The organism is Paenibacillus campi (assembly GCF_034659835.1).
GTDB classification, from domain to species: domain Bacteria; phylum Bacillota; class Bacilli; order Paenibacillales; family Paenibacillaceae; genus Saccharibacillus; species Saccharibacillus campi.
The window spans coordinates 301,737-326,919 of the sequence record NZ_JAXSQZ010000002.1 but is presented as its reverse complement, the minus strand read 5'-3'; the positions used below and the strand labels follow the sequence as shown (position 1 = coordinate 326,919).

Here is a 25,183-nt window from a genome sequence, read left to right as displayed (position 1 = left end):
CCATTACAGGATCGCTTTATGCTCCATCCGTTCAAATCAGTTGCGAATCATATAATCAAATGCGCCTAGTGCTGCCGTCGCGCCAGAGCCCATCGAAATAATGATCTGCTTGTAGGCGCTATCCGTGCAATCGCCAGCGGCGAATACGCCCGGCATGCTTGTCGCGCCATGCTTATCGGTCACAATCTCGCCCATACGAGTCAGTTCCAGCGAATCTTTCAACCAGTCCGTGTTAGGCACGAGACCGATCTGAACGAATACACCTTCCAGCTCCACATGATGCACTTCGAGCGAATCACGATCTACGTAAGTAATACCGTTTACAGTATCCGTACCTGTGATTTCTTTTGTCTGTGCATTTTTGACAACCGTCACGTTAGGCAGGCTATATAGGCGCTCTTGTAAAACCGAATCGGCTTTCAGCTCGTTACCGAACTCGATTACCGTTACATGTTTAACGATCCCGGCAAGATCAATCGCCGCTTCGACGCCGGAGTTACCGCCACCGATTACCGCTACACGTTTGCCTTCAAACAGAGGGCCATCGCAGTGTGGGCAGTAAGCAACCCCTTTGTTTTTGAACTCCTCCTCACCCGGTACGCCGATATTGCGCCAGCGTGCACCTGTCGACAGGATGACGGTTTTGCTTTTCAGCACTGCGCCATTTTCCAATTCGACTTCGACGAGTTCTTGTTTGTGCAGCCGCTTAGCGCGCTGGGAAGGCATAATGTCAACACCGTATTCCTTCACATGTTCTTCCAGACTGGCTGCAAGTTTAGGGCCTTCGGTATATTTCACACTGACAAAGTTTTCGATCCCGACCGTATCCATAATTTGTCCGCCGAAACGTTCAGCGACAAGACCGGTACGAATGCCTTTACGGGCGGCATAAATCGCTGCACTGGCACCGGAAGGGCCGCCGCCAACAACAAGCACATCATACGCTTCTTTGCTAGCAAGTTCATCCGCATTAGGACCTGCACCGAGCTTGCTCAAAATATCTTGCAGTGACATCCGACCGTTACCAAACGGCTCACCGTTCAAAAATACAGTCGGTACAGCCATAATGTTTTTGCTGTCGATCTCATGCTTGAATGCGCCGCCTTCAACCATCGTATGACGGATGTTCGGGTTCAATACACTGAGAATGTTCAACGCCTGCACGACGTCAGGACAATTGTGACAAGTCAGGCTTACATAGGATTCAAAATTGTATTCGCCCTGAATCGCTTTCGCTTGAGCGATCAGACTGTCATCTACCTTAGGCGCACGGCCGCTTACCTGAAGCAGCGCCATAATAAGCGAAGTGAACTCGTGACCAAGCGGAACACCGGCAAATACGACGCCGGTGTCCTCTTGTCCACGATTTACGCTAAAGCTTGGTGTGCGTTCGAGGGTTGCTTGTTCGACCTTGATGCGCGAGGAAATGGCAGCCAGCTCATCCAGCAGTTCCAGCGTTTCCTGAGATGCTTTGTCAGCGCCAGCGCTTACTTTCAGAACGATGTCGCTTTCCAGCAATTGCAGGTATTGCGACAATTGGACTTTCATTTCTGCATCTAATGCCATTGTTTATGCTCCTTACACGTAAACGTGAATCACGTTTAGCTTAAATTTATCGAATCGATCGAAAAGAATCGCTTAGATTTTACCAACCAGATCAAGGCTTGGTTTCAATGTTTCAGCGCCTTCTTTCCATTTCGCTGGGCAAACTTCACCCGGATTGTTGCGCACGTATTGTGCGGCTTTGATTTTGTCAACAAGTGTACTTGCATCGCGACCGATACCGTCAGCATTGATTTCTACCGTTTGTACGACACCATCCGGATCGATGATAAATGTACCGCGTTGTGCCAGACCTTCTTCTTCGTCCAGTACTTCAAACAGACGGGAAATGCGTTGCGACGGATCACCGATCATGATGTACTCGATTTTGCTGATCACATCGGAATGATCATGCCATGCTTTATGTGTGAAGTGAGTGTCTGTCGATACGGAGTATACTTCAGCACCCAGACTTTTCAGTGTTGCGTATTGATCTTGCAGATCGCCCAATTCAGTTGGACATACAAATGTGAAGTCTGCCGGATAGAAACATACTACACTCCATTTACCTTGAAAGTTTTGATCAGACACGTCGATGAACTCACCGTTGTGAAAAGCTTTTGCGTTAAAAGAATCTACCTTTTTACCGATCAGAGACATAATATAATTCCTCCCATTATCCAATGATTTTTTAATTACTCCAACATGTAATTAGAATAATTATAATCTGAGAACCATTATCATACTAGACGATAGTTGCTGTCAAGCGATGCGGTAGACTTCACTTAATCTTCATACAACTGGCAGCCCACTGTTGCTTTATTACCCTGATCGCGGACGCTTTTATCCATTTTGGTGAAATAGATTTAGCGATAAAAGTTCAACAATTGTTCATATTTGCCCTTTTCGATTATAAAGCGCTTACATACATCGAAACATATAATACACGAGCGGAAATGATCCATCTTCATGAAGTTCATGAACAACGATAAACGCCGATATCCGGTATCGATCCGGTTATCGGCGTTATTTAAATAAACAAGATAGTTTGGTGTTATAACCCATTTGTACAGTTTTCAATATCGATCAAGCATATACATTAACAACTATAATCGCAAAGGTGAGCGGAACGTCCTCTGGTGAAAATCGTGCATTTACCGCTTTGCCTACAATAAAAAATCTTATCCGCCAAACAACAGATTGCCAAGGCTATAAAAGCTGCTTGACAATGAACCTGCCAGCTCATACAGCGGTTGAATCGTATACGCCTTCAGCGGCGGCAGGAAGACGACTAACAGGAACAGCAGCAATGCCCATTGCTCCATACCTTGCAGCTTTGCGCTAATCCGCGGCGGCAGCAAATCGGTCAAAATGCGATAACCATCGAGCGGTGGCAACGGAATCAAGTTGAACACAAACAGGAAACAGTTCATCAAAATCATATACTGTACAAATGTATAAATAGCAATATCGATCCGGTTGTTGGCAAATGAACCGATCAAACCAAAATAGTTCAGCGCATAATAAATAATTGCAGTCACGAGCGCAAGCAGCAAATTGCTAACCGGGCCAGCTGCGGAAACGACAATCCCCATCAGCCGCGGACGATCAAAGTTAGCGCGGTTAACCGGCACCGGACGCGCCCAACCAAAACCGGCAATCAGCAGCAAAATCATCCCGAAAATATCGATATGCGCCGCCGGATTAAGCGTCACTCGACCGAGCATTTTGGCGGTCGGATCACCGAATTTGCTCGCAAAGTAAGCATGTGAAAATTCATGTACCGTAAAGCCAATCACGAGTGCCAACACATAAAATGGCAATACATCCAGCCGCACAAACAGCAAATTATTCAAAAAATCCATACTTACCTCTTTCTCGCTACAAAGGCGATCCAGTCTTCATCCCGATGAGCAGCTTCGATCTCGAAATTAGCAGCTTCCAGCGCTTCGCGTACGACATCTTCTTTATTTTTGTAAATACCGGAAGCGATATAAACGCCGCCTGGACGCAGTGCATCATACACATCCCCGATAAACAGCAAAATAATTTCCGCCAAAATATTCGCCACGACCACTTGCACCGGCAACGTCACATTAAGCGCGTTATGAGCCGCTTGTCCATCCGCTTTGAGTACGGACAGCAGATCGCTTTCATGCACATGAATACGGTCGCTCAAACCGTTCAGACTCGTATTCTCACGCGCACTCGACACAGCGACCGGATCAAGATCGAGCGCCAGTACACTTTTGGCACCGAGCTTAATCGCACCGATCGCCAAGATGCCGGAGCCTGTGCCGACGTCGATCACTTCTTCACCGCCATGAATGACCGTTTCCAGTGTGCGCAAACAGAGCGATGTGGTCGGATGCGTGCCCGTACCAAACGCCATGCCCGGATCAAGTTCGATAATTTGCTCCTGCTCGCTTGCTGGTGTGTAATCTTCCCATGTCGGTTTAATCGTCAAACGCTTGGACACACGCAGCGGTTTAAAATATTTTTTCCACGCATCTGCCCAATCTTCCTCATCCACCGTACGCACCGCCATCGTCGCAGCACCCGCATCGATACCGAATTGCTGCAATTGTGCAATGCGTGCGGCTACGTCTTGCGACAGCACCGTCATATCGGTCTCCTCGGCAAAATAACCTTGAACGACCGCCTGCCCTTCCGGAATATCGTTCAGCGGCAACTCATACCATTGTCCGTACGATGTATCGCGCTCTTTGTTCAGCGTACCCGATTCTTCGATCGTCACACCGCCTGCGCCCGCTTCATGCAGGAAATTGGAAATCATCTCCACCGCCTGCTCGGTTGTATGTATCGTTAATTCATGCCATAACATGATTGCATTCCCCCTGGTCATTATCGGATAAATAGGAGCATGTATCCGGTTTACATTACGCTTCATTGTACTACACATCCGCCGTACAGTTCAAAGACTTCCCCATTATAGGCGCTCATTACAGAGCAAAGCCCGGCTCTGTGACAGAACCGGGCTGCTCCAGTCTTTATGTGCTGCTAAGCATCCATGCTTACCGCCTTCCGCTTAATCCCCTCGGAAAGCACGTTTCACACGATCAAAAAACGATTGCTCATTCTCATGCGTATGCTCGCCGCTGAGCGAACCGAATTGACGCAGCAGTTCTTTTTGATCGTCGGTCAGATTGCTCGGTGTCACGACGACCACTTTAATATGCTGATCACCTTGTCCTGTACTACGCAGACGTGGCACACCTTTACCTTTAAGGCGGAAATACGTACCGGTCTGGGTGCCTGCCGGAACTTTAATTTTCACCTTTTCCGTCAGTGTTGGCACTTCGATCTCGTCGCCAAGCGCTGCTTGGGTAAACGTCAGCGGAATTTCGCAATAAATGTCATCATCTTCACGCTGGAAGAAATCATGATCTTTCACGCGGAATACGATATACAGATCGCCCGGAGGGCCTCCGCGCATACCGCCTTCCCCTTCACCATTGATGCGCATTTGTGAACCATCATCCACACCAGCAGGGATGTTAATGCGAATTTTGCGCTGTTTTTTCACACGGCCAGAGCCGCCGCAATTGCCGCATTTGTCTTCGATAATCGTACCGGTACCACCGCAATTGGAACAACTGCGACGATTGACCATACGTCCAAACGGCGTATTTTGCACGACTTCTTCCTGACCTGTACCGTGACAGACCGAGCATGTTTTAGGCTGTGTGCCTGGTTTGGCACCGCTACCGTTACACACATCGCAATTTTCGGTACGGTTAATCGTAATTTCGGTATCTTTGCCAAATATCGCTTCTTTAAACTCCAACGTCATCGTATACTGCAAATCGTTCCCGCGCTGTGGTGCATTCGGATTGCGCTGTCTGCCGCCACCATTGCCGCCAAAAAACATATCGAAAATATCGCCAAAACCGCCGCCCGAAAATCCACCGCCGCCAAAGCCGCCCTGGTTCGGATCAATATGCCCATATTGGTCATACTGGGCGCGTTTGGACGAATCGCTCAGTACATCATACGCTTCTTTTACTTCTTTAAACTTGGCTTCCGCATCATCCGCTTTGTTTACGTCCGGGTGATACTGGCGCGCCAGCTTCCGGTATGCCTTTTTAATCTCATCTTCGGAAGCGCTTTTGCCTACACCAAGCACCTCATAATAATCGCGTTTATCTGCCATCAGTCCACCTCCACTCGCTCATTGAGACTGGCTTGCTCGTATCGATATGACCAGTCTGCGTATTTGTTTAGTTTAGCACTTTAACGATTGCTATCCATTGCGGATACGATCGGTAGTCCTATGCGTGAAAATCAATACCCGCTGTGCTCGACTCCAGCTCGTATAAACAACGTACCTATACAAGTGCCTATAGACGAGTAAATGAGCGCCTACAATCGTTGTTTAAGATCACGATCTAGATCGCCGGGCATGAACATAAATGGTTCCGGTCGCATAACCCACTATGCCGTTATACCATGTGGACATAAAAAATGAAAGTCAAAGCACGGGATGCCCCGGCTTTGACCTTCCCAGTTTCAAAACATGTCCATCATTTATCTTTTTTGTCTTCGTCAACGACTTCGTATTCCGCATCGACAACATTGTCGTTTTTCGGTGCGGATTGCTCAGCACCACCTGCCGCTTGTTCTTGACCGGCAGATTGCTCATACAGTTTAACCGCCAGCGCTTGGGCGACAGTGTTCAGTTCTTCTGTAGCCGCTTTGATCGCCTCTACATCTTCGCCTTCCAGCGTCGATTTCAGCTTGTCTTTAGCAGCATTTGCTTTTTCGACTTCGCCTGCATCGGCTTTTTCGCCCAAATCTTTGATCGTTTTTTCCACTTGATAGATCAGTTGATCGGCGCTGTTTTTCACTTCAACGACTTCTTTGCGTTTGCGGTCTTCTTCGGCGTGCAGTTCCGCGTCTTTCATCATGCGTTCCACTTCATCATCGCTCAGACCGCTCGAAGACGTGATTGTGATCTTCTGGCTTTTGCCTGTGCCTTTGTCTGTTGCCGAGACGTTAACGATACCGTTCGCATCGATGTCAAACGTAACTTCGATTTGCGGTACACCACGTGGTGCAGCAGGGATATCACCCAGCATAAAGCGTCCCAAAGTTTTGTTGCCAGCAGCCATTTCACGCTCACCTTGCAGGACGTGAATTTCTACGCTAGGCTGGTTGTCCGCATACGTGGAGAACACTTGGGATTTGCTCGTTGGGATCGTTGTATTGCGCTCGATCATTTTGGTGAATACGCCGCCTGCTGTCTCGATACCGAGCGACAGTGGAGTCACGTCGAGCAATACGACGTCTTTTACGTCACCAGTCAGTACGCCCGCTTGTACAGCAGCACCGAGAGCGACAACTTCGTCCGGGTTTACGCCTTTGTGCGGCTCTTTACCGGTTAGCTTTTTGATCGCTTCTTGTACCGCAGGGATACGTGTCGAACCACCAACGAGTACGATTTTGTCGATATCGTTTGCGCTCAGACCGGAATCTTGCAGGGCACGGCGCGTTGGAGCGAGTGTGCGCTCTACCAGATCAGCGGACAGTTCTTCAAACTTCGCACGCGTCAAGTTGATTTCCAAATGCTGTGGTACGCCGTCAACAACGGTAATAAATGGCAACGAGATCGTTGTTGTCATTACGCCAGACAGTTCTTTTTTCGCTTTTTCGGCTGCATCTTTCAGACGTTGTACAGCAGCTTTATCTTTGCTCAGGTCGACGCCCTGATCTTTTTTAAATTCACTTACGAGATAATCGATAATGACTTGGTCAAAGTCGTCACCGCCGAGATGGTTGTCACCGCTCGTTGCTTTAACTTCAAAGAAACCATCGCCCAGTTCAAGAATCGATACGTCAAATGTACCACCACCGAGGTCGTACACGAGAATCGTTTGATCATCGGCTTTTTCCAAACCGTAAGCGAGTGCCGCAGCTGTTGGCTCGTTGACGATCCGCAATACTTCCAGACCGGCGATTTTACCAGCATCTTTAGTCGCTTGACGCTGACTGTCATTGAAGTAAGCAGGTACCGTAATAACGGCTTGCGTTACCGTTTGACCGAGATAAGCTTCCGCATCGGATTTCAGCTTTTGCAAAATCATCGCCGAAATTTCTTGCGGGCTATAGTTTTTGTCATCGATTTGCACTTTGTAATCTGTACCCATATGACGTTTGATCGAGCTGATCGTACGATCCGGGTTGGTGATCGATTGACGTTTCGCTGTTTCACCGACGATCCGCTCGCCGTCTTTTTTGAAACCTACCACCGAAGGAGTTGTACGCGCGCCTTCCGGGTTTGGAATAACGACAGCTTCGCCGCCCTCCATTACTGCTACACATGAATTCGTTGTACCTAAGTCGATACCAATTACTCTGCTCATGCTTAAATATCCTCCTCATAATGTAAAATCGTATTATTTTAGAAAGTATACTATTACAGCGATTGCGATGCGGATTATCCGCTCACTTTAACCATTGCCGGACGAAGCACTTTGTCTTTCAGTACATAGCCCTTTTGCAGTTCTTCCACAACGGTGCCTTCTTCATACTCATCCGATTCCACCTGCATCACCGCTTGATGGAATTCCGGGTTAAATGGCTGACCTACCGTTTCCATCGTTGTCAGACCGGCATTTTTCAGCACATCAGACAACTGGCGGAAGATCATATCGACACCTTTGCCAAAAGACTCCAGCTCCGGATGATCCGGCTTCGTTGCCATCGCGCGTTCAAAATTATCAATCACCGGAATCAGCTCGGTAATGAGCTGAGCGGACGCATATTTGGCTAATTCTTCTTTTTCCTTTTGCGTACGGCGACGGAAATTGTCAAAATCCGCTTGCGCACGCAACAGACGCTGGGTTTGCTCCTCCGCATGTGCTTGCACACGATCCAGCTCAGCCTGGCTCACGACTTGTTCGGTCGTTGGCTCGGCAGCTTCGTTAGTCGCTTGCGCCTGCTCGTTATCGGCTACCGTTTCTACAGCTTCGGTTTCTTGAACCGTTCCCTGCTGCTCGGCGTTATTGTTTTCTTGAAAGGATTGCTCTTTATTCAAGATTGTTCACCTCCTTAAAATAGATGCATCACAAAATCATCATTACCGCATATACAGGTCGATCTAATCAGCGAATAGGGCTACAACATAGAGAGAACAATACGCTAACGATACCACTGTTTCAGAATGCGTGTCATGTCATGCGAAAGCATATTTAAAATGCCCATTACACGCCCGTATTCCATACGCGTCGGTCCTAGTATACCAATCGTACCGAGCGATTCGCCATCCAGCTCATACGTCGCTGTGATCAAGCTGCAATTTTCAAATGCTTCATGCGCATTTTCCGCACCGATGCGCACTTGAATGCCATGCGGTGCTGCCGCCTCGGTCATCAGCCTCGTTAAAGTTGGCGTTTCTTCGAGCAGATCAAGAATACTTTTCACTTTGTCCATATCCCGAAATTCCGGCTGGATTAGCATATTGGTCGCACCGCTTAGGAAAATTTTCTGTTCCTGCTCCTGACCAAATGCGCCGTCCAGCGCTGCCATCATCTCCTCATAATGTTCGAGATGACGCTGCATTTCCTCGCTAATTTCGGAAAAAATACGTGTTTTGAGTTTATATAAAGGTACGCCGATCAAGCGGCTATTCAGCAGATTGACCGTCTGCTCCAATTCGGAGGCAGACACATGATCCGGAATACGAATTTTGCGGTTTTCCACCTGCCCGGTGCTGGTGACCATAATCGCAATCGCGCTCTGATCTTCCAGCGGCAATAGCTGAAAATGACGCAGTGAAGTATGAAACACTTCAGGTCCTAACAAAATGGACGTATAATTCGTCACATGCGACAGTACCATAGCTGCATGCTGCATCATCTGTTCGGCAGCGCTCAATTGCTCGGTAAAAAAGCGTTTCAGCTCTGTCACTTCAGCAGGATTGACCGGCTGCATCGGCGAAAGATGATCGACATAATAACGATATCCCTTATTGGAAGGGATGCGTCCGGCGGATGTATGCGGCTGCTCTAGAAAACCAAGTTCCTCCAGATCAGCCATCTCATTACGAATCGTCGCCGGACTGTAATTAACATCGCCACGCTTGGAGATGCTGCGGGACCCGACAGGCTCTGCCGAACGAATATAATCATCCACAATTGCATTCAGAATCATTTTTTGACGCTCGGTTAACATGAAGTTCCCTCCTTATCGGTCTGATATCACCTCAACGGAGAGATATCTGGATCGTTAGCACTCGTTTGACTTGAGTGCTAACGACTAATACAAAAATACCAAACTGCCGCATTTATTGTCAAGTCAGTTCCGCTATTTTACTATGGCAATTTACAAATTAAAAAGCCTGGCAGCGCCACCTTAGGAGGCTACTGTCCAGGCTATACCATGTATAAGGAAAGGATGAACGGGTCGTGAACGCGCTAACCGCTTAAATATCAAGCACCTTCAGCACAGCGATCTCGTCACACCGATCTTGTTTCGGGCAATGACGGCAATCCGCCCATACCTTTTCAGGGAAAATACTCGTCTCGACCACTTCAAAGCCGTTCTTTTTGAAAAAGGACACTTCATACGTCAGCGCCATTACTTTACGCAGACGGCGCTTGGCTGCATGCTCGATCAATGTATCGACGAGCTTGGAGCCGATGCCTTGTCCTTTGTGACCATCCGAAATACCGAGCGAACGAATTTCGACCAGTTCTTCTCCAAGTTTGCACAAGGAACCACAACCGACCAGTTCGCCATCGATCTCAGCCACCACAAAATGCTCCAGTTGCCGACGCAGCGCCTCACGGGAACGCGGCAACATGATACCTCGCTCAGCATAACCTGCGATTAATTGATACAATGATTCTACATCTTCGGGTACGGCTGCTCTGCAAGTTACTACAGCATACATGAATACGTTCCTCCTCGTTGCGGCGTTGCGGATCAATCCTTGAGTATGTTCAGGGCTCCGTCTACCTCGTCTTTTATTTGGGTAATGTTAATTTTGTAAACTCTGAATTAAGCGAATAACCAACGGTGTCACATTATTGTTAAATGAATACGTATAAATATACAACATGACAAATGAAAATTCAATAGAATTCCCACAAAAATTTTCGGGGAAATATAGGTATTGTTTTGGGCGACTGAAACCGGGCGTTATATAGGGAAATAATGCGTTCTCATTCTTCTTTTTTGCGTGTTTTCACTATAGATTTATTCTATATTCCTATGCAGATGTATCCAATTAAGCGTGTATTTTATACAGCAAGCAATATAAATCATCATTTTACATTTATCGCGATAATGGGGATATAGCTGCATTTAAGGGTTTTGAGGGTTTTGAGGGTTTTGAGGGTTTTGGGTGCTTTGAGCAGATTGAACAGCGCTGTTCAGTTTGACGTCGCTCATCCTCGTTTAAAATCATCACAATCTGTACGCAAACGTAATAGGATACTTTGACATGATGTCTGTACGTTTTAACGCCATCCGAACAAAAAAGCGCTGCCCTTGATAAGAGCAACGCGATTGCATTATTTATTTTACTAAACGATGTTTTATTAAAGCCAGAGACGACGCCAAAATCAATACACATCGGTCAGTCTTATATTACTATTACACTGACTGCTTTAAATATAAAGTTTGCTGTTGCATAGGTTTCCACTACGAATAAGGAGCACGGGCGGATTCAAAGCCAAGCTTGGAAGCAGTCAAGCTACTACTCATTTGTCTCCCTTCAATAGTAAGTTTAAACTCTCCTGAACTTGCGCATGAATAACATTAGCACGCAATTCATACTAGCCATTTGCTAAAGACAAGCTACTACGACTTAAGCATGCTCCTGCACCAGACTGCCGACAAACTCACCAAACACATCGTTTCCAAACAACAACCCTTTTTCACTCAACCGATAACCTGTTTCCGTTGGCTCCAGCAATCCAGCACCTAATAAGCGGCTAATCTGTTTGCTGAATACGTCGTCCAATTGCTGCCCAGCAAATTGACGGGCAAAACGTGCTTTGGATACACCTTCCAGCATACGCAAACCGACCATCATAAAATCTTCCATCGCTTCATCGCGATCAATCTCGGACGCATCAAGTCTTGGCAAGCCGTTTGCAGCGGCTTCATTGTACGGGTTTACGCCTTTAATATTAATATGGCGTTTGCCATCCACATAACCGTGCGCACCAGCACCAAGCCCGTAATAATCTTCATTACGCCAGTAGGTCATATTGTGACGACTGCCCAAACCGGGTTTGGCAAAATTGCTAATCTCATATTGCTCGTATCCAGCCGCCTTCATCTTCTCCATCAGCAGTAAATACATGCTCAGTTCCACTTCTTCATCTGGCAGCGGTAACTCGTTTTTTTGGAACATCGTATGGAACAGCGTATTTTCTTCTACTTTCAGGCTGTAGATCGAATAATGCGGCAAATCAAGCTCTAGCGCACGATCGACACTATAAGATAGCATATCAAGCGTCTGATTCGGCAGCCCGAACATCAAGTCAATCGACAGATTGGTCAAGCCCACTTTACGCGCATTTTCGAGACTGCGATACACATCATCGGTATTGTGAATCCGTCCGATGCCGGTCAACAGCTCATTTTGGAAGGCTTGTACACCAAAGCTAACACGGTTCACACCGCCCGCTTTCATAATCGCCAGCTTGTCCGCATCCGTCGTACCTGGATTCGCCTCCATCGTAAACTCGATATCGTCAGCCCACTGTGGAAAATGACGCCGCAAACTGTGCAAGAAATATTCCATTTCTGCATGTTTCAGTACTGTCGGTGTACCGCCACCGACAAAGATCGTATCGATAACGCCAGGTGGTGTTTGTGCCACCGTATATTCCATCTCACGATCCAATGCCCGCAAATAGTCCATTACCGGCTGATCTTTTAGCACGTAAGAATTAAAGTCACAGTAAAAGCACTTGTTCGTGCAAAATGGAATGTGTACATATATCGCACGGGGCGCGTCTTTGTTGATCCGCTTGTTCATGACCGGTTTCCTCCCCGTCAGTCTATTGTAAACCCGGCTTGTACCGGGGACTGTTCATTATTTATCCAGCACTCATTCAACGATAAATGGACAAAAGGGAAAGCTCATAGCCGAGCCTTCCCCGCATCCTCCAACTTATATACCTGACAGCGTCATACTGTCGTATGCCGGTTCAGACATCATTCATTTGCAATCATAACACGCTTACGCTTAACTAAGCTTCCATCATTTTCCGGTTTGGCACCCCAAACTAGATCATATGATGCACAACAGCCGTTTGCCAAGCGTTACCGCCCAGCTCTAATCGTCAATACGCAGTACCGCCATAAATGCTTCCTGCGGAACTTCAACGTTACCGACCTGTTTCATCCGCTTTTTACCTTCTTTTTGTTTTTCCAGCAGCTTACGCTTACGGGAAATGTCACCGCCGTAACATTTGGCAAGGACGTTTTTACGCATCGCTTTGACCGTTTCACGGGCAACGACTTTGGTACCAACCGATGCTTGGATCGGAATTTCAAACATTTGACGCGGAATTAGCTCACGCAGTTTTTCACAAATAATGCGTCCGCGCTGATACGCACGATCACGGTGCACGATAAACGACAGTGCATCGACCTGTTCGCCATTGAGCAAAATGTCCATTTTCGCCAAATTGGAACGACGATAACCGGACAGTTCGTAGTCAAACGAAGCATAACCTTTCGTGCTCGATTTCAGCTGATCAAAGAAATCGTATACGATCTCCGACAATGGCACCTGATACGTAATCGTAACACGCGTCGTATCCAAATATTCCATATTGATAAATTCGCCACGTTTGCCCTGACACAGCTCCATTACTGTACCGACATAATCGTTAGGCACAATAATCGAAGCTTTTACATACGGTTCTTCGACATACTCAATCCGACCGACTTCCGGATAGTTCGACGGGTTGTCGATCGTGATCACATCGCCATTCGTCAGCGTAACATGATAAATAACGCTTGGTGCAGTCGTAATGAGCGGAATATTGAACTCGCGCTCGATCCGTTCCTGAATGACATCCATATGGAGCAAACCGAGGAAACCGCAGCGGAAGCCAAAGCCAAGCGCGCTCGACGATTCCGGCTCAAAGCTCAGCGATGCATCGTTAAGCTGCAACTTTTCCAGCGCTTCACGCAGATCAACATAGTCGGACGATTCGATCGGATACAGACCGCAATACACCATCGGGTTAATTTTGCGATAACCCGGCAATGGCTCGGTAGTCGGATTTTTCGCGTCAGTAATCGTATCCCCAACACGCGTATCGCCGACCGTTTTGATACCGGCAACGATAAAGCCAACATCGCCTACATTCAGCTCATCGACAATCGTCATGCGTGGCATAAAGGCACCGACTTCGATCACTTCGAATTCTTTGCCTGTTGCCATCATTTTGATTTTGGAACCAGCTTTGATTTTGCCATCTACGATACGGGAATAAATAATGACCCCTTTGTACGGGTCATAATGCGAATCAAAGATGAGCGCTTTCAGCGAATTGGACGGATCGCCGGTTGGTGCAGGCACTTTTTGTACAACCTGCTCCAAAATTTCTTTGATCCCGATTCCCGCTTTAGCGGAAGCAAGCACCGCTTCGCTTGCATCGAGACCGATCACATCTTCCACCTCTTGCTTGACCCGTTCAGGATCAGCGCTTGGCAGGTCGATTTTGTTAATGACCGGCAAAATTTCCAGATTGTTATCCAGTGCCAAATACACATTAGCAAGCGTCTGCGCTTCGATCCCTTGCGCCGCATCTACGACGAGCAATGCGCCTTCACAAGCTGCCAAACTTCGGGAAACTTCATACGTAAAGTCGACGTGTCCAGGTGTATCGATCAGATTGAGCAGATACTCCTCGCCATCATCGGCTTTGTATGTCAAACGAACCGCTTGCAGTTTAATCGTAATTCCGCGTTCGCGTTCAAGCTCCATCTGATCAAGTACCTGCTCTTGCATCTCACGCGAGGTGAGTGCGCCCGTGTACTCCAAAATACGGTCAGCCAACGTAGACTTCCCGTGGTCAATATGCGCAATAATCGAGAAATTGCGAATTTTCTGCTGTCTTGCTGAAATATCAGTCATGCCTTACCCCCAACATAAGCCTGAAATATAATGCTGATGGTCCGGTCCTATTATGAAACGTTAACCATTCCCATTAATCAATTCATTATAGCAGTTGGTCGTTGACCCAGCAATCCCATTAGAAGCAGGAATTGCAGTCCTTCCTATTCCCTAGGCAAACAAAATCCCAATTACAGCTCCCGAATCATCCATACATGCTCAATTCCATCTTCCATAAAAGGAACAGAAAAGATGCGGTAACCGAGCTTTTCATAAAACGGTGCCGCCTGGCTTTGCCCATGCAGCTGGAAATGGCGTAACCCTTGCTCGCGCGCCTGCTGCTCCAATCCGTTAATAAGAAAGCTCCCAAGACCGTACTTACGAAACTCCGGCAGCAAGCAAATACGTTCCAGCTTGGCAGTGCCATCCACCAGTCGCCAGCGCCCTGTACCCGCAGGCTGTCCATTATAATAAACAAGCATATGCGTACATGCCCCATCTAGACGATCATAGGCATCAAATTCATCCGCCAACGCCACACCCTGTTCATCTACAAACACACGCTGTCGAATATGTTTTGCCAGCTCCAGCTGTTCGATCGTTGTCACATGCTTCATTTGAGTTCCTGTTGTTTGATTCATTATTATCTTCCTTTCATGATTGTGTTCCTTTCACTATGAACGAGTGATCGTATTCGTTATGAATAAGCTATAGATCGGACACGGAAATAATTTTAGCTTATGTTTATTTTATTGCAAACACTACATACAGCCGCATAAGTTTTCAACCGCCGCTCTATTGTATCGTGACAACGACCAGAAATCCAAGCATCCAAACATCCCACACAGAAACGAACAGCAATTTATATTGCAAAACTGAATATAACGTGATAATATATTTAGAGTTGTGAGTCTTAACGATGATTCGTATATGCTTTACAGGAGGTGAATGTAATGCCTAACATTAAATCCGCGGTAAAACGTGTGAAAACTAGCGAAAAGCGTCGTGCTCTGAATGCGGCTCAAAAGTCCGCTCTGCGTACTAGCGTAAAAGCTGCTGATAATGCACTCGTGAATAGCGATGTTGATGCTGCTAAAACAGCAGTTGCTGCTGCTTCCAAAAGTCTGGATAAAGCTGTAACTAAAGGTCACATCCACAAAAACGCAGCATCCCGTAAAAAATCCCGTCTGGCTAAGAAACTGAATGCACTTTCCAGCCAAGCGTAATTGCTGCCTTTGTATAAACCCCTGATCGGCTTTGCCGGTGAGGGGTTTATTTTGTACTATGGACATATGCTGATTGTAGAAGTCTCATCCAATTCACTGTTCCCATACCGCTCGTATCACCTAAGTTAATCTGTAAAAAAGCCTGCAAAGTAGACGCATATGCGCATAGATGATCGCGCAACGTTGACTTTGCAGGCTTTTATTTTTTATTGTATATGACTTAGGTATGACGTTTACAATACAAGCACTTTAGCTTTACTCGATTATCGTGTTGCTTAGCAATACAGACCGCTCTTGGCAATGTAAACAGCACTTTACTTTCATCCAAACATCTGCACGCTTCGAGTTCGCCATATATCGTATTGTATCTAATTCCATTTAAGCACCCAGTCGCAACAAAAACATCTCCAACCCGAGCACTTTATCAATCGCTCCGGTTTTCATCTGATAATCTAAACGCGCCAGATGGGACAAAATCGAACGCAGCTTTGCCGTTTCAAAGCGACGCGCCTGCTCACCGGCAATTTTGACCGCATACGGATGCAAGCTAAGTTGGGAAGCGATCTGCTGCTGGGAATAGTTCTGACCTGCCAATTCCTTCACTTGTAACATAATCCGAAATTGACGGGCGATCAGCGCCGCGATTTTGATCGGCTCCTCCCGCTGCTTCAGCAGATCGTAAAAGATCGTCAGTGCCTTTTCCAGCTTTACCGCAGCAATCTGCTCGACGAGCATAAACACATTTTGTTCGGTGCTACGCGCAACGAGCTTGTCCACATCTTGCTCGGTAATGGTACCACCGCGTCCAGCATGCAAGCACAGCTTATCCAGCTCGGCAGACAAAATGCCCAGCGTTGTGCCTGCTGCTTGCACAAGCGCTTCGGCTGTCGATTTAGAGCATTCGCAGTCTTGCTTTTTAGCATGGCGGATCAGCCATGCCAACAGCTCATCTGCATTCATCGGCTGAAACGAAAGTAGACAAGCTTTATTTTTCAGCGCTTTGACGACCTTTTTGCGCTCATCCAGCTTCTCAGCATTGACCCAGAACAATAAGATCGAATAATCGACCGGTTCCTCCATATAACGTAGCAACGTCTCGGTACGGTGCTCTAACTTGCCGCTATCTTTACCAGCTGCCAGTACGGAGGAATCGCGAATAATAATCACTTTGCGCGGCACCATAAACGGAATTTCCTCGGCATCTTCAAGCACCGTTTCCAGCGGCGTTTCGGACAGATCATAACGTGCAAGCGCAAAATCACGATGCTCTGGTTCAATCAGCTTTTGAATCGTAAAATCAATAAATTCGTTAATTCTGTATTTTTCCGCGCCATAACAGACATAAATGGGCGCGGGGTTGTTATTTTGGATATCTTTACTTGCCGTTTTCAAATCCATACGGTGTGCCCCCTGACTTCAGTACATCCATTGTAACGGAAAAAGCAGGAGTCGAACAGCATGTTCAACAACAACAGAGGACTTCCCAAGTATACTCGGAAAGTCCTCTACTGCAGCACTATGCTGTATGTGGTTGGATGAACCGGATGCCAGAAACACACAGTTACTGGTGCTGCTCTGTTGCCCTGGCTTCATCACGTTCATTCGTTTCCATACCGTTACAGGTTCCTTAGACCATTTAAGCGCTGCGACGCTTAGTTGCCCACTGTAATTTTGTACGTTTTGTTAATGCCGCTTTCGTTCACCTGATACGTAAACACTTTGCCGTCGTCTGACCATTTACCGCCAAGCCATGTTCCTTTTAACGGGATCGAAGATACGACGCTACGTCCATTTACATTGTCAGCAGCGATACTATCCAGACGAAGCGTATTGTTCGTCATTAACACGACGGTATAATCCTGCGATGGTGACTTCCACTCCTGCTCGATCTTCGACGAGTTCACACTTGCCGAACCAGCGCCTGTACCCGTGCTGCTCGTACCGGACGAACCGGTACTGGAAGACGAATCCGTCGGCGGTGTAGTCGTTCCAGAAGCCTCTGGTGAGCTTTCCGGTACGAGCTGATTCGGTGTAGTTGTTGACGGCGTCATCGTCGACGAATCGGTAGAGCCAGTCCCTTCACTCGAAGTAGACGACTCGGGATCGGTCGCACTTGCGTCCGGTGCATTCAGCGCACGTACTTTGTCTGAACCATCATTGCCCGGTGTTGCAGCAGGGGCTGTGCCCTTGTCGGTCTGCTTGTCCGGCGTCGTTCCCGTTGTGCCACCTTTGTTTGTTGAAGACGAGTTGCCTTTATCAACGGTTGATGGAATCCCGCCACGGTTGCCCGAAGATGGGGCTTGCTGTCCTTTATTATTGCTTGTACTACTACTTGTCGACTCACTTTGCGGAGGAGGCGACTTCGTGCTATTCTCCTGTTGTTGTTGCTGCCCATCAGCTTTAGAACTATCAGGAGTAGCCGTCGATGTTTGTCCGTCAGAAGGCTCATTGGATGAACTTTCTGGGTCCGTTGCATTGGACGAGTCCTTTTGCTTATCTTTTGGTTCCTTGCTGGAACTAGAATTAGAAGCTTCAGGTGAAGAACTTTGTTCAGGATTTGTATTCACGTTATCTTTGCTACCGATGCTGCCAGTCTCATTATAACGATAAGGCGATGCTTCAGGTCCAGCGTCGGTGAGCGTCTTCGGCTCATAACTGGCGATGGAAATACCGAGTACAACCCCTGCTGCGACGATTCCCCCGATCGTACGTACAGGCAGCCGATCACGCCAATTGCTACGCTGACGGCGATGTTCAGCCACTTCATCGGTATCGTGCTGCTGACGTTCCATGATGCCAATCTCGGCGGCACTTTCGGTACGCCGCTGAGCATCCAGTTCATCGAGCTGAGGCAGGATCGCATCTACAAGGCTGTATCTCGGTTTCACATCCGGCAGCTTTTCCAGACGCAGCGACAATGCGGTCATCATGCGAAAAGTTTCGGCTGCATCCGGGTGTTCATCCATATAGCGGAACAACTCCTTGGTATCTTCTCCGTTTAGGTCCCCGTCCAAATAGCGGCTCATCCGTTCTTCCGCTACTTCACGTTTCATCCAATCAATCCTCCTTTCTCATAGTCTGCTAACAGACTTTGTAGTTGTTGGCGGGCGCGAAATAAATACGATTTGACTGTGTTTAAAGGTAAGTCCAGGCAGTCCGCAATTTCGTTGTAGGAAAGGTCCTGAATATAGCGCAGTACGATCACGGTACGATGATGCTCTGGCAGCTGGTTAATCGCTTCCCTTACATCGTTGGAAGTATACGCCCGCAAAACCTCGTTCTCCACATCATCATGACCTTCAAACACCATCTCATGTTCCTCAATCGAAACCGTCGGCTTACTGCGACGGAATTTATCAATACAGATATTCGTAACGATCCGCTGTACCCAAGTCTTAAATTGAGCTTTTTCTTCGTAGGAACCAATTTTGGTATAGATGCGAATTAACGCTTCCTGAGCCGCATCCAGAGCATCTTGTTCATTGTTCAAAATGTAGTACGCTGTTTTGTACACATGATGTTCTATCTCTCTTAATAGGGTGATTAGAGCATCCCGATCGCCATCTTGGGCGGCCTTGATGAGTCCCTGCTCCACCACGGAGGATCCCCCTCTCCTTACAACTCCTAGACGCAAGCAGCGTCCCGATTGTTGCAGTATTTGTTAAATTAATTTCATTTTATTGCTTAAACTCGGAAAGTGTAGTAAAAAGCTTTACAAACACTTACCCTATGTAGAAATCATACGAATCCGGGATGCTTTTGGACTACTATGCAGACGACATGCAGCCGGGTCATATGCCACAACAAACAATAGCTGTACTCTAGAATACCAAAAACCGCCCTATCCGTCATCTTCTGACTCGCTTGCTAAGATAGGGATACGATGAATTGAATACATTTCAAACTTCCGAAGTAGTAGCGAGTATACTCATGTCATATTTAATGCCCATTTATATGATCCGTATAGCAGAATCGTGCGTAAATATTAACATCGATGCTCGTACACACTATCAAAAAGCTCCGGCGAACGATGTGCCGAAGCTTAGCAAAAGCACGTTGTACAGCGCCATCAAAAGCCATAACATGAAATTAAAACGTACGATTCGCCATCATGTTGCCGTTTGTCAACGCTGTGTATCGTCATCAGCTACAACACCAGTGTTATGTCCAACACTGAATATAGATAAGTCTGAATATAGATAAATATGGATAAAAGCAGGATTCGCAGCGATGTGATGAGCTATGCACAACCGCACTGTAGTTTAAGCTAACGGTCGCCACTTAAGACCCAAACCCGCAGCCTAAGCACGGGGATTCTCACCATATTCCAATTCGTTTCCATCATCCTCTACATCGTAAACTTGTCCAACCTCATTAGGATCATCCACCAAGCTTGAACTTGCGGCGCCACCTTTCGTTTTGGCACGCTCAGCGATTTGTGCACGCATTTCCGCTTCGGTATCCTCTACGCTGCCCTTCCCTTTTACGATTGCTTTATTTAAGACGTATTCCCAGTTTGCCCCAAAATGAGGTGCGCTTTTTTTCGCTTCTTTGCTGACACCTTTGCCATCCGATGGGCTCATTTTCTCACATTTATATTCTTTGATTAAGCGGAGCCAGTAGCTATTCGCTTTGCCGGTAGGCTTTTTACCTTGGTAGGAATAATAATAAGCAGCTTCCCACCAATTATCATCCATTTCCCAATGTACGGTTCGTAGTCCGGTCAACTGCTCTTGTTTACGTGCGGCAGCAAAATAAAGCGAATGCTCCTCCGTACCAAAGCTAATATCGATCGGTGCATTCAACCTGGTAACATGACCTTTTTCGTCTGTCTCTACTTTACGATTATTCTCATATTCGACCCGGTGTGCGCTAACACGTTGTACGACAGCATCGGTTGCTGCCACAGTTTGTGCCGTCGCTTCAGCTGTAACTTGTTCGGCAGCAATGGAAGCAGTTGCCAACGAACCCCGCACCAGTTGCTGTGCCGCCTGATTACCCATATACGCTTGTATGATGCCAATATGTTGTAGCGAATGTCCGGGTGCTGTCATAGGCTGTAATAAAGGTGCAGGCAATGTAGCAGCGCTTGACGTTTGCAAATGATGCTCCGCTGTAAAGGAAGGCGGCAATGGCGGGCGAACAGCAGTCAGCTTACGATATCGATCTTCGTACATCGGATGACTCCTTCCATCACTTCATTTTACAATTCATTAACACATGTTAGTGTTCTAAGCATACAACGTGAATACAAAATTGAACACTATCTATATGTACGAATTTCGAAAATAAGCATGTTTGTGCATCGTGTGTTCATACAAAACGGTAATGATCTGTTAAGGCGTGTACGCAAACTATGGCGTTGGAGCATACGAGTTTGCGTACACGCCCTAGTAGCTTGACCAAGTTAAATGTTAATTTTGATCATGCACTGGAATCCTGATAAATAATAGCTTGTTCCAGCTTCAACACTTAAATTAATCTCGGTCAAAGTACTAGTAGCTTGTCTCAAATACATTTACAGTTTGTCGATCTAACCATCGCTTGATGATGAATAAGTTAATGTACGTTCAAACACAATTTCCATTTGAGACAGACTACTAGCTCGCCTAAAATCCATTTTTTTCGCTTACAGCATCTATTGCTCATAACATTTCATTCGATTCCAATCATTCGATTCCAACCATGCTTTACTTTGAAAGGAAAATGCGTTTATTTAATAGGTGCTAACTTGCCAACTTATTGAGCTGAAATTATTGGGCTTGCCTGAATGCTCCCCACATCGAACGCCACTTCATTTCGCCAGAAGGGGCAATACGAAGCTGAATTTCGCCTTGCTGATCGGTGCGTGCTACAGCAGAATGAACAGCAGCTAGACGATCCAATACTTCGGCTTTTGGATGGCCATAGCGATTGTTTTCCCCTACCGAAATGATGGATACACGAGGTTGCCAGTAAGCAAGCCATTCGGCTGAGCTGGAGCTTTTGCTGCCATGATGACCGACCTTTAACACGTCAATTGGCGGTGTGAGCGCTAGCAAACTGGCAGTATGTTGCAAACGATCTTGGGCTTGATAAGTACCCGTGCCATCCGCCTCCATCAATACTGATGCATCATTAGCGGATACAGCCTGTTTTCCATACTGCTCTCGTAAATCATATAAAATAGACTGCTCCTCCATCGTATCCGCATCACCGGTAAACAAAATATGCCTGCCGTACAATGTCAGCATAAACACAATCGAATACGAATTTTGATCTTCCTGTATCGGTAATGGCAATAGAGCAGCAGTAGGGAGCGACGACTGCGATAAGGTGGCAGCTTGATTGGCAGCCGGTTCGCCGATTGCGATCGACTGCGCTGCTAATGCAGTCGGCGCAATAAAGTCGAGACGGGTATATGGATCAGGCTGCATCGTCATACTAGCGGTCGGAGCAACGAGCGGAATATGCCTGTCCAGCAACGAGCGGATCATATCGTCCCGCTGATGATTGTCCGGCATCGTACCGTTGAATATCCAGCGACGCACCGGTATCGCTTCAATAACCGCGGCAAGCCCGCCCACATGATCCTGATCCCAATGTGTGGCGATTACAGCATCAAGCGTATGCACACCACGCTGTTTGAGCAATGGTACAATGAGCTTGTTGCCTACTTCATACGGCTGTTTGCGCTGCCGCCATGCTTGACCGGCTGAACGAAAATTGATCGTACCGCCACCGTCTACCAAAATATGTTTACCAGTCGGTGTTGTAATCAAAATGCTATCCCCTTGTCCAATATCGAGAAATTGCACGATACCGTCGCCATGATGATGCGGTGCATCGTACCAGTAGCCAAGCAACAGCGACAGTGCCAGCAACATAACAGGCAGTGACCATAATTTGCGCCGTGTCCAGGCAAGCTGCCAGTGCAGCCCACGTCGTATGTACAATTTCCAAACTGGAATCGCTCGCCCCGCCATGCTAGCAGATGTAGACATTGTATCTGCTGTAACAAACATACCGACTTTAGCAAACTTATCCGTACCCGTTTCAGCAAACCGATCTGTTTCAACAAACGTCTCTGTTCCAGCAGAATGTAAATTAGCCGGGTTGCCTTTGTACTCGGCATCCGCGCTTAATATGTGTGTTGGGCTCGATATGTTCATTTGAAAGATAGCATAATCGTCAGTTGCGTCATTCCCTGCTTCCCTATCCGACATTGGCATAGAAAAATTACGACCGGATGCGTCGAGCTTTATGTGTGTATATAACGGATCATTTGCATGCTGCTCCAACCATTGCTGCATATCCCGCATATAGCGCAGCGCGATATAGAGCAGTACATAATAAACAAGCAGCAGCCACCAGCTTGGCGCTGCCCAAATCGTCAGCATGCCTGGCATAGCATCAAACCATTCAACTAATCGAAAACACCAACGATTGAGCCAGGAAACAGAGCTGCCAATCCATACACCAGCAGGCAGCCATACATAACTTATCGCTAGCGCCAACGTACCAACAGGCAATACGAGCAAGCCGGACACCGGCACCAAGGCAAAATTTGCCACAAATGATAGCAAAGAAAACTGGTTAAAATAATAAATCGTTAACGGAAACGAAATCAACTGCGCCACTAGTGTGACCGCTACAGCTGCACCGATCCGTGCCGGAAGCCGGTTTAGCAAAACATGTAGCAACGGCACATATATAATCAATCCGGCAGTGACAGCAAATGATAACTGAAAGCTTACATCAAGCAAATAGTATGGCTCATATAGCAGCATCATCCAGCCGACCAAACATAATAGATGCAGTCCATCTTTGAGCCGACCACGACTTGCCAAATACAACCCGATCATGCCCATCAGACCAGCGCGAATCGCTGATGGTGAAGCTCCGGTCAACAATACATAAAACGGCAATACGACCATCACGATCAAACAGGCACTTTGTTTGGTCAGTCTGATTCGCTGCAACAGCCATAACAACAAACCGACATAGATCGCAATATGTAAACCGGAAATTGCCAAAATATGCGTTAATCCAAGCCGTGAAAAAGCGGCAAATGATTCCGGATCAATATCATCCGCATTACCGATAAGTAGCCCTTTCATATAACCTTGATCTGCCTGCCAGAAAATCCGTTCGATTTGCACTCCTAATCGCTGGCGCAGATCATCATTCCAGCGTAGCAGAGACAATTGCTTGTCCGACCATACCGATAGCTGTATGTCTGCTGGACGCAACGCATCCGCTCCAGCAGCTTCCAATATCCAATGGATATGTTGTGTGCGTAAATATTGCCGATAATCGAATGTACCAAAATTACGCGCACCCCCCGGCTGTTTCCAGCTACCTGTCACCACAATCCGATCACCACGCTGCCAGGCATGAGCACGCTGTAACTCCTGCTGTTGGGCAAGCTTAAGCTGGATGATAATCGTTTCGCGCTTGTTCAGCATAAGCGGCTGTCGATTATGTGCAGAGATGTTGCCTGCAAAAGACGTGGCTAGCTTTGAATCGTTCGTCTCTGGTCGATCTAACTTGAACGCATTTGTATTCGATGGGCTGGTCTCTGATATAGTTATCTTCGGTGCGTCTAGCTCTGGTATAGCTAAATTCAAAGCATTTATGTTCGGTGTGTCTGTCCCTGATCCAGCTACTTTCAGAGCGTTTATGTTCGGTGTGTCTGTCCCTGATAACGTAGTTGTCTTTGATACGTCCCTTTCTGATCCATCTCTGTAAGATAGGGCTGTTCCCGATTCGCTTAGTGCCGACTCGAAAGGCTGTAATTGATATAACTCCAGCGGAAAACGAACCCGATCCCCATCGATATCGATATTACCTGCGATCACACCTGTTACTTCTGCTCGCTGTCCTGTCATATCAGCATCTGCTAGCGCAAGCAACTGCGGTAGCCCACTCGTATTACGCTCATCATTCCAGTGCCAATAAGCGGCTGCGATCACAAATACGAACATCATACACAATAGAGTACGTAACGCAGCAGCAAGCAATTGAAGCGGTGAAGAAAGCTCGGAAACACCTTGAGATGAACGATACAAGGACATGACCGCAGGCGGTGACAATCGCTTAAACGATACTCGATTATGTGATAATATATTACCAAATAACGGACTATTGCACGATAATGCCATTGTAAGCACAGCAAACCATACCATCCAGATAACGATTCCCCACCATACGAACCAGAACGCACTGCCAGGCAACAATGCCGCATACGTACTACCTGCAATCCACGCTGTACACAACACGACTAGCGGACGCGTTGTCATCATAAGCATAGACCCGTTTTAATGAT

18 protein-coding genes are annotated in these 25,183 nt (G+C 47.0%); 1 reads left to right on the top strand and 17 read right to left on the bottom strand.

Features of this window, described 5'->3' with window-relative positions; all coding sequences use genetic code 11:
* Positions 1-36 precede the first annotated feature (36 nt).
* From ahpF to U1I11_RS06650, 12 genes are all read right to left on the bottom strand, one after another.
* Positions 37-1,566: an alkyl hydroperoxide reductase subunit F gene (ahpF, locus tag U1I11_RS06705; RefSeq protein WP_322904915.1), complete on the bottom strand. Its 1,530-nt coding sequence runs from the start codon at positions 1,564-1,566 to the stop codon at positions 37-39.
* A 72-nt stretch (positions 1,567-1,638) separates the two neighbouring features.
* Positions 1,639-2,202: an alkyl hydroperoxide reductase subunit C gene (ahpC, locus tag U1I11_RS06700; RefSeq protein WP_322904914.1), complete on the bottom strand. Its 564-nt coding sequence runs from the start codon at positions 2,200-2,202 to the stop codon at positions 1,639-1,641.
* Between the two features lie 521 nt (positions 2,203-2,723).
* Positions 2,724-3,407, bottom strand: coding sequence for a site-2 protease family protein (locus U1I11_RS06695; RefSeq protein ID WP_322904912.1), 684 nt, complete (start codon positions 3,405-3,407; stop codon positions 2,724-2,726).
* Between the two features lie 2 nt (positions 3,408-3,409).
* Positions 3,410-4,387, bottom strand: a complete 978-nt coding sequence (gene prmA, locus U1I11_RS06690) for a 50S ribosomal protein L11 methyltransferase (RefSeq protein WP_322904910.1) — start codon at positions 4,385-4,387, stop codon at positions 3,410-3,412.
* Between the two features lie 204 nt (positions 4,388-4,591).
* Positions 4,592-5,716, bottom strand: coding sequence for a molecular chaperone DnaJ (gene dnaJ / locus U1I11_RS06685; protein WP_322904908.1), 1,125 nt, complete (start codon positions 5,714-5,716; stop codon positions 4,592-4,594).
* Positions 5,717-6,086: 370 nt separating this feature from the next.
* Entirely contained in the window at positions 6,087-7,925 is a 1,839-nt protein-coding gene (dnaK, locus tag U1I11_RS06680; RefSeq protein WP_322904907.1) for a molecular chaperone DnaK, read from the bottom strand.
* 74 nt (positions 7,926-7,999) lie between these two features.
* The gene (gene grpE / locus U1I11_RS06675) at positions 8,000-8,599 is read right to left on the bottom strand and encodes a nucleotide exchange factor GrpE (RefSeq protein WP_322904905.1); all 600 of its coding nucleotides are present in this window, start codon (positions 8,597-8,599) and stop codon (positions 8,000-8,002) included.
* Positions 8,600-8,703: 104 nt separating this feature from the next.
* Positions 8,704-9,735: a heat-inducible transcriptional repressor HrcA gene (hrcA, locus tag U1I11_RS06670; RefSeq protein ID WP_322904903.1), complete on the bottom strand. Its 1,032-nt coding sequence runs from the start codon at positions 9,733-9,735 to the stop codon at positions 8,704-8,706.
* Positions 9,736-9,985: 250 nt separating this feature from the next.
* Positions 9,986-10,456: an N-acetyltransferase gene (locus U1I11_RS06665; protein WP_322904902.1), complete on the bottom strand. Its 471-nt coding sequence runs from the start codon at positions 10,454-10,456 to the stop codon at positions 9,986-9,988.
* 918 nt (positions 10,457-11,374) lie between these two features.
* Positions 11,375-12,556: a radical SAM family heme chaperone HemW gene (gene hemW / locus U1I11_RS06660; RefSeq protein WP_322904900.1), complete on the bottom strand. Its 1,182-nt coding sequence runs from the start codon at positions 12,554-12,556 to the stop codon at positions 11,375-11,377.
* A gap of 300 nt (positions 12,557-12,856) precedes the next feature.
* On the bottom strand, positions 12,857-14,671 hold the full coding sequence (gene lepA, locus U1I11_RS06655; RefSeq protein WP_322904898.1) for a translation elongation factor 4: 1,815 nt from the start codon (positions 14,669-14,671) through the stop codon (positions 12,857-12,859).
* A gap of 170 nt (positions 14,672-14,841) precedes the next feature.
* Complete coding sequence (locus U1I11_RS06650) at positions 14,842-15,291, bottom strand: GNAT family N-acetyltransferase (RefSeq protein ID WP_416235598.1); 450 nt, start codon at positions 15,289-15,291, stop codon at positions 14,842-14,844.
* Between the two features lie 312 nt (positions 15,292-15,603).
* Here U1I11_RS06650 and rpsT point away from each other — a divergent pair, with 312 nt between their 5' ends.
* Positions 15,604-15,876 carry a 30S ribosomal protein S20 gene (gene rpsT / locus U1I11_RS06645; protein ID WP_322904896.1) on the top strand — a complete coding sequence of 91 codons (273 nt, stop codon included), beginning with the start codon at positions 15,604-15,606 and terminating at the stop codon, positions 15,874-15,876.
* A 378-nt stretch (positions 15,877-16,254) separates the two neighbouring features.
* Here rpsT and holA read toward each other — a convergent pair whose 3' ends face one another.
* The 5 genes from holA to U1I11_RS06620 all read right to left on the bottom strand — a co-directional run bounded on the left by holA (position 16,255) and on the right by U1I11_RS06620 (position 25,160).
* Positions 16,255-17,274 (bottom strand): DNA polymerase III subunit delta, encoded by a 1,020-nt coding sequence (holA, locus tag U1I11_RS06640; protein WP_322904894.1) that lies wholly within the window; start codon positions 17,272-17,274, stop codon positions 16,255-16,257.
* Between the two features lie 254 nt (positions 17,275-17,528).
* Positions 17,529-18,929 (bottom strand): anti-sigma factor family protein, encoded by a 1,401-nt coding sequence (locus U1I11_RS06635; protein WP_322904892.1) that lies wholly within the window; start codon positions 18,927-18,929, stop codon positions 17,529-17,531.
* Complete coding sequence (locus U1I11_RS06630) at positions 18,926-19,474, bottom strand: RNA polymerase sigma factor (RefSeq protein ID WP_322904890.1); 549 nt, start codon at positions 19,472-19,474, stop codon at positions 18,926-18,928. The genes U1I11_RS06635 and U1I11_RS06630 overlap by 4 nt, the downstream gene beginning before the upstream one ends.
* A gap of 703 nt (positions 19,475-20,177) precedes the next feature.
* Positions 20,178-21,053 (bottom strand): hypothetical protein, encoded by an 876-nt coding sequence (locus tag U1I11_RS06625; protein ID WP_322904888.1) that lies wholly within the window; start codon positions 21,051-21,053, stop codon positions 20,178-20,180.
* Between the two features lie 576 nt (positions 21,054-21,629).
* Positions 21,630-25,160: a ComEC/Rec2 family competence protein gene (locus U1I11_RS06620; RefSeq protein WP_322904887.1), complete on the bottom strand. Its 3,531-nt coding sequence runs from the start codon at positions 25,158-25,160 to the stop codon at positions 21,630-21,632.
* Positions 25,161-25,183: the final 23 nt, after the last annotated feature.

Excerpts from the sequence above, each read along its gene's own strand:
- prmA (WP_322904910.1), bottom strand. The coding sequence starts at position 4,387 with ATGTTATGGCATGAATTAACGATACATACAACCGAGCAGGCGGTGGAG.
- holA (WP_322904894.1), bottom strand. The coding sequence starts at position 17,274 with ATGGATTTGAAAACGGCAAGTAAAGATATCCAAAATAACAACCCCGCG.
- ahpC (WP_322904914.1), bottom strand. The coding sequence starts at position 2,202 with ATGTCTCTGATCGGTAAAAAGGTAGATTCTTTTAACGCAAAAGCTTTT.
- hrcA (WP_322904903.1), bottom strand. The coding sequence starts at position 9,735 with ATGTTAACCGAGCGTCAAAAAATGATTCTGAATGCAATTGTGGATGAT.
- U1I11_RS06665 (WP_322904902.1), bottom strand. The coding sequence starts at position 10,456 with ATGTATGCTGTAGTAACTTGCAGAGCAGCCGTACCCGAAGATGTAGAA.
- U1I11_RS06635 (WP_322904892.1), bottom strand. The coding sequence starts at position 18,929 with ATGAAACGTGAAGTAGCGGAAGAACGGATGAGCCGCTATTTGGACGGG.
- ahpF (WP_322904915.1), bottom strand. The coding sequence starts at position 1,566 with ATGGCATTAGATGCAGAAATGAAAGTCCAATTGTCGCAATACCTGCAA.
- dnaJ (WP_322904908.1), bottom strand. The coding sequence starts at position 5,716 with ATGGCAGATAAACGCGATTATTATGAGGTGCTTGGTGTAGGCAAAAGC.
- U1I11_RS06695 (WP_322904912.1), bottom strand. The coding sequence starts at position 3,407 with ATGGATTTTTTGAATAATTTGCTGTTTGTGCGGCTGGATGTATTGCCA.
- U1I11_RS06625 (WP_322904888.1), bottom strand. The coding sequence starts at position 21,053 with ATGTACGAAGATCGATATCGTAAGCTGACTGCTGTTCGCCCGCCATTG.
- rpsT (WP_322904896.1), top strand. The coding sequence starts at position 15,604 with ATGCCTAACATTAAATCCGCGGTAAAACGTGTGAAAACTAGCGAAAAG.
- lepA (WP_322904898.1), bottom strand. The coding sequence starts at position 14,671 with ATGACTGATATTTCAGCAAGACAGCAGAAAATTCGCAATTTCTCGATT.
- U1I11_RS06650 (WP_416235598.1), bottom strand. The coding sequence starts at position 15,291 with ATGAATCAAACAACAGGAACTCAAATGAAGCATGTGACAACGATCGAA.
- U1I11_RS06620 (WP_322904887.1), bottom strand. The coding sequence starts at position 25,160 with ATGATGACAACGCGTCCGCTAGTCGTGTTGTGTACAGCGTGGATTGCA.
- dnaK (WP_322904907.1), bottom strand. The coding sequence starts at position 7,925 with ATGAGCAGAGTAATTGGTATCGACTTAGGTACAACGAATTCATGTGTA.
- hemW (WP_322904900.1), bottom strand. The coding sequence starts at position 12,556 with ATGAACAAGCGGATCAACAAAGACGCGCCCCGTGCGATATATGTACAC.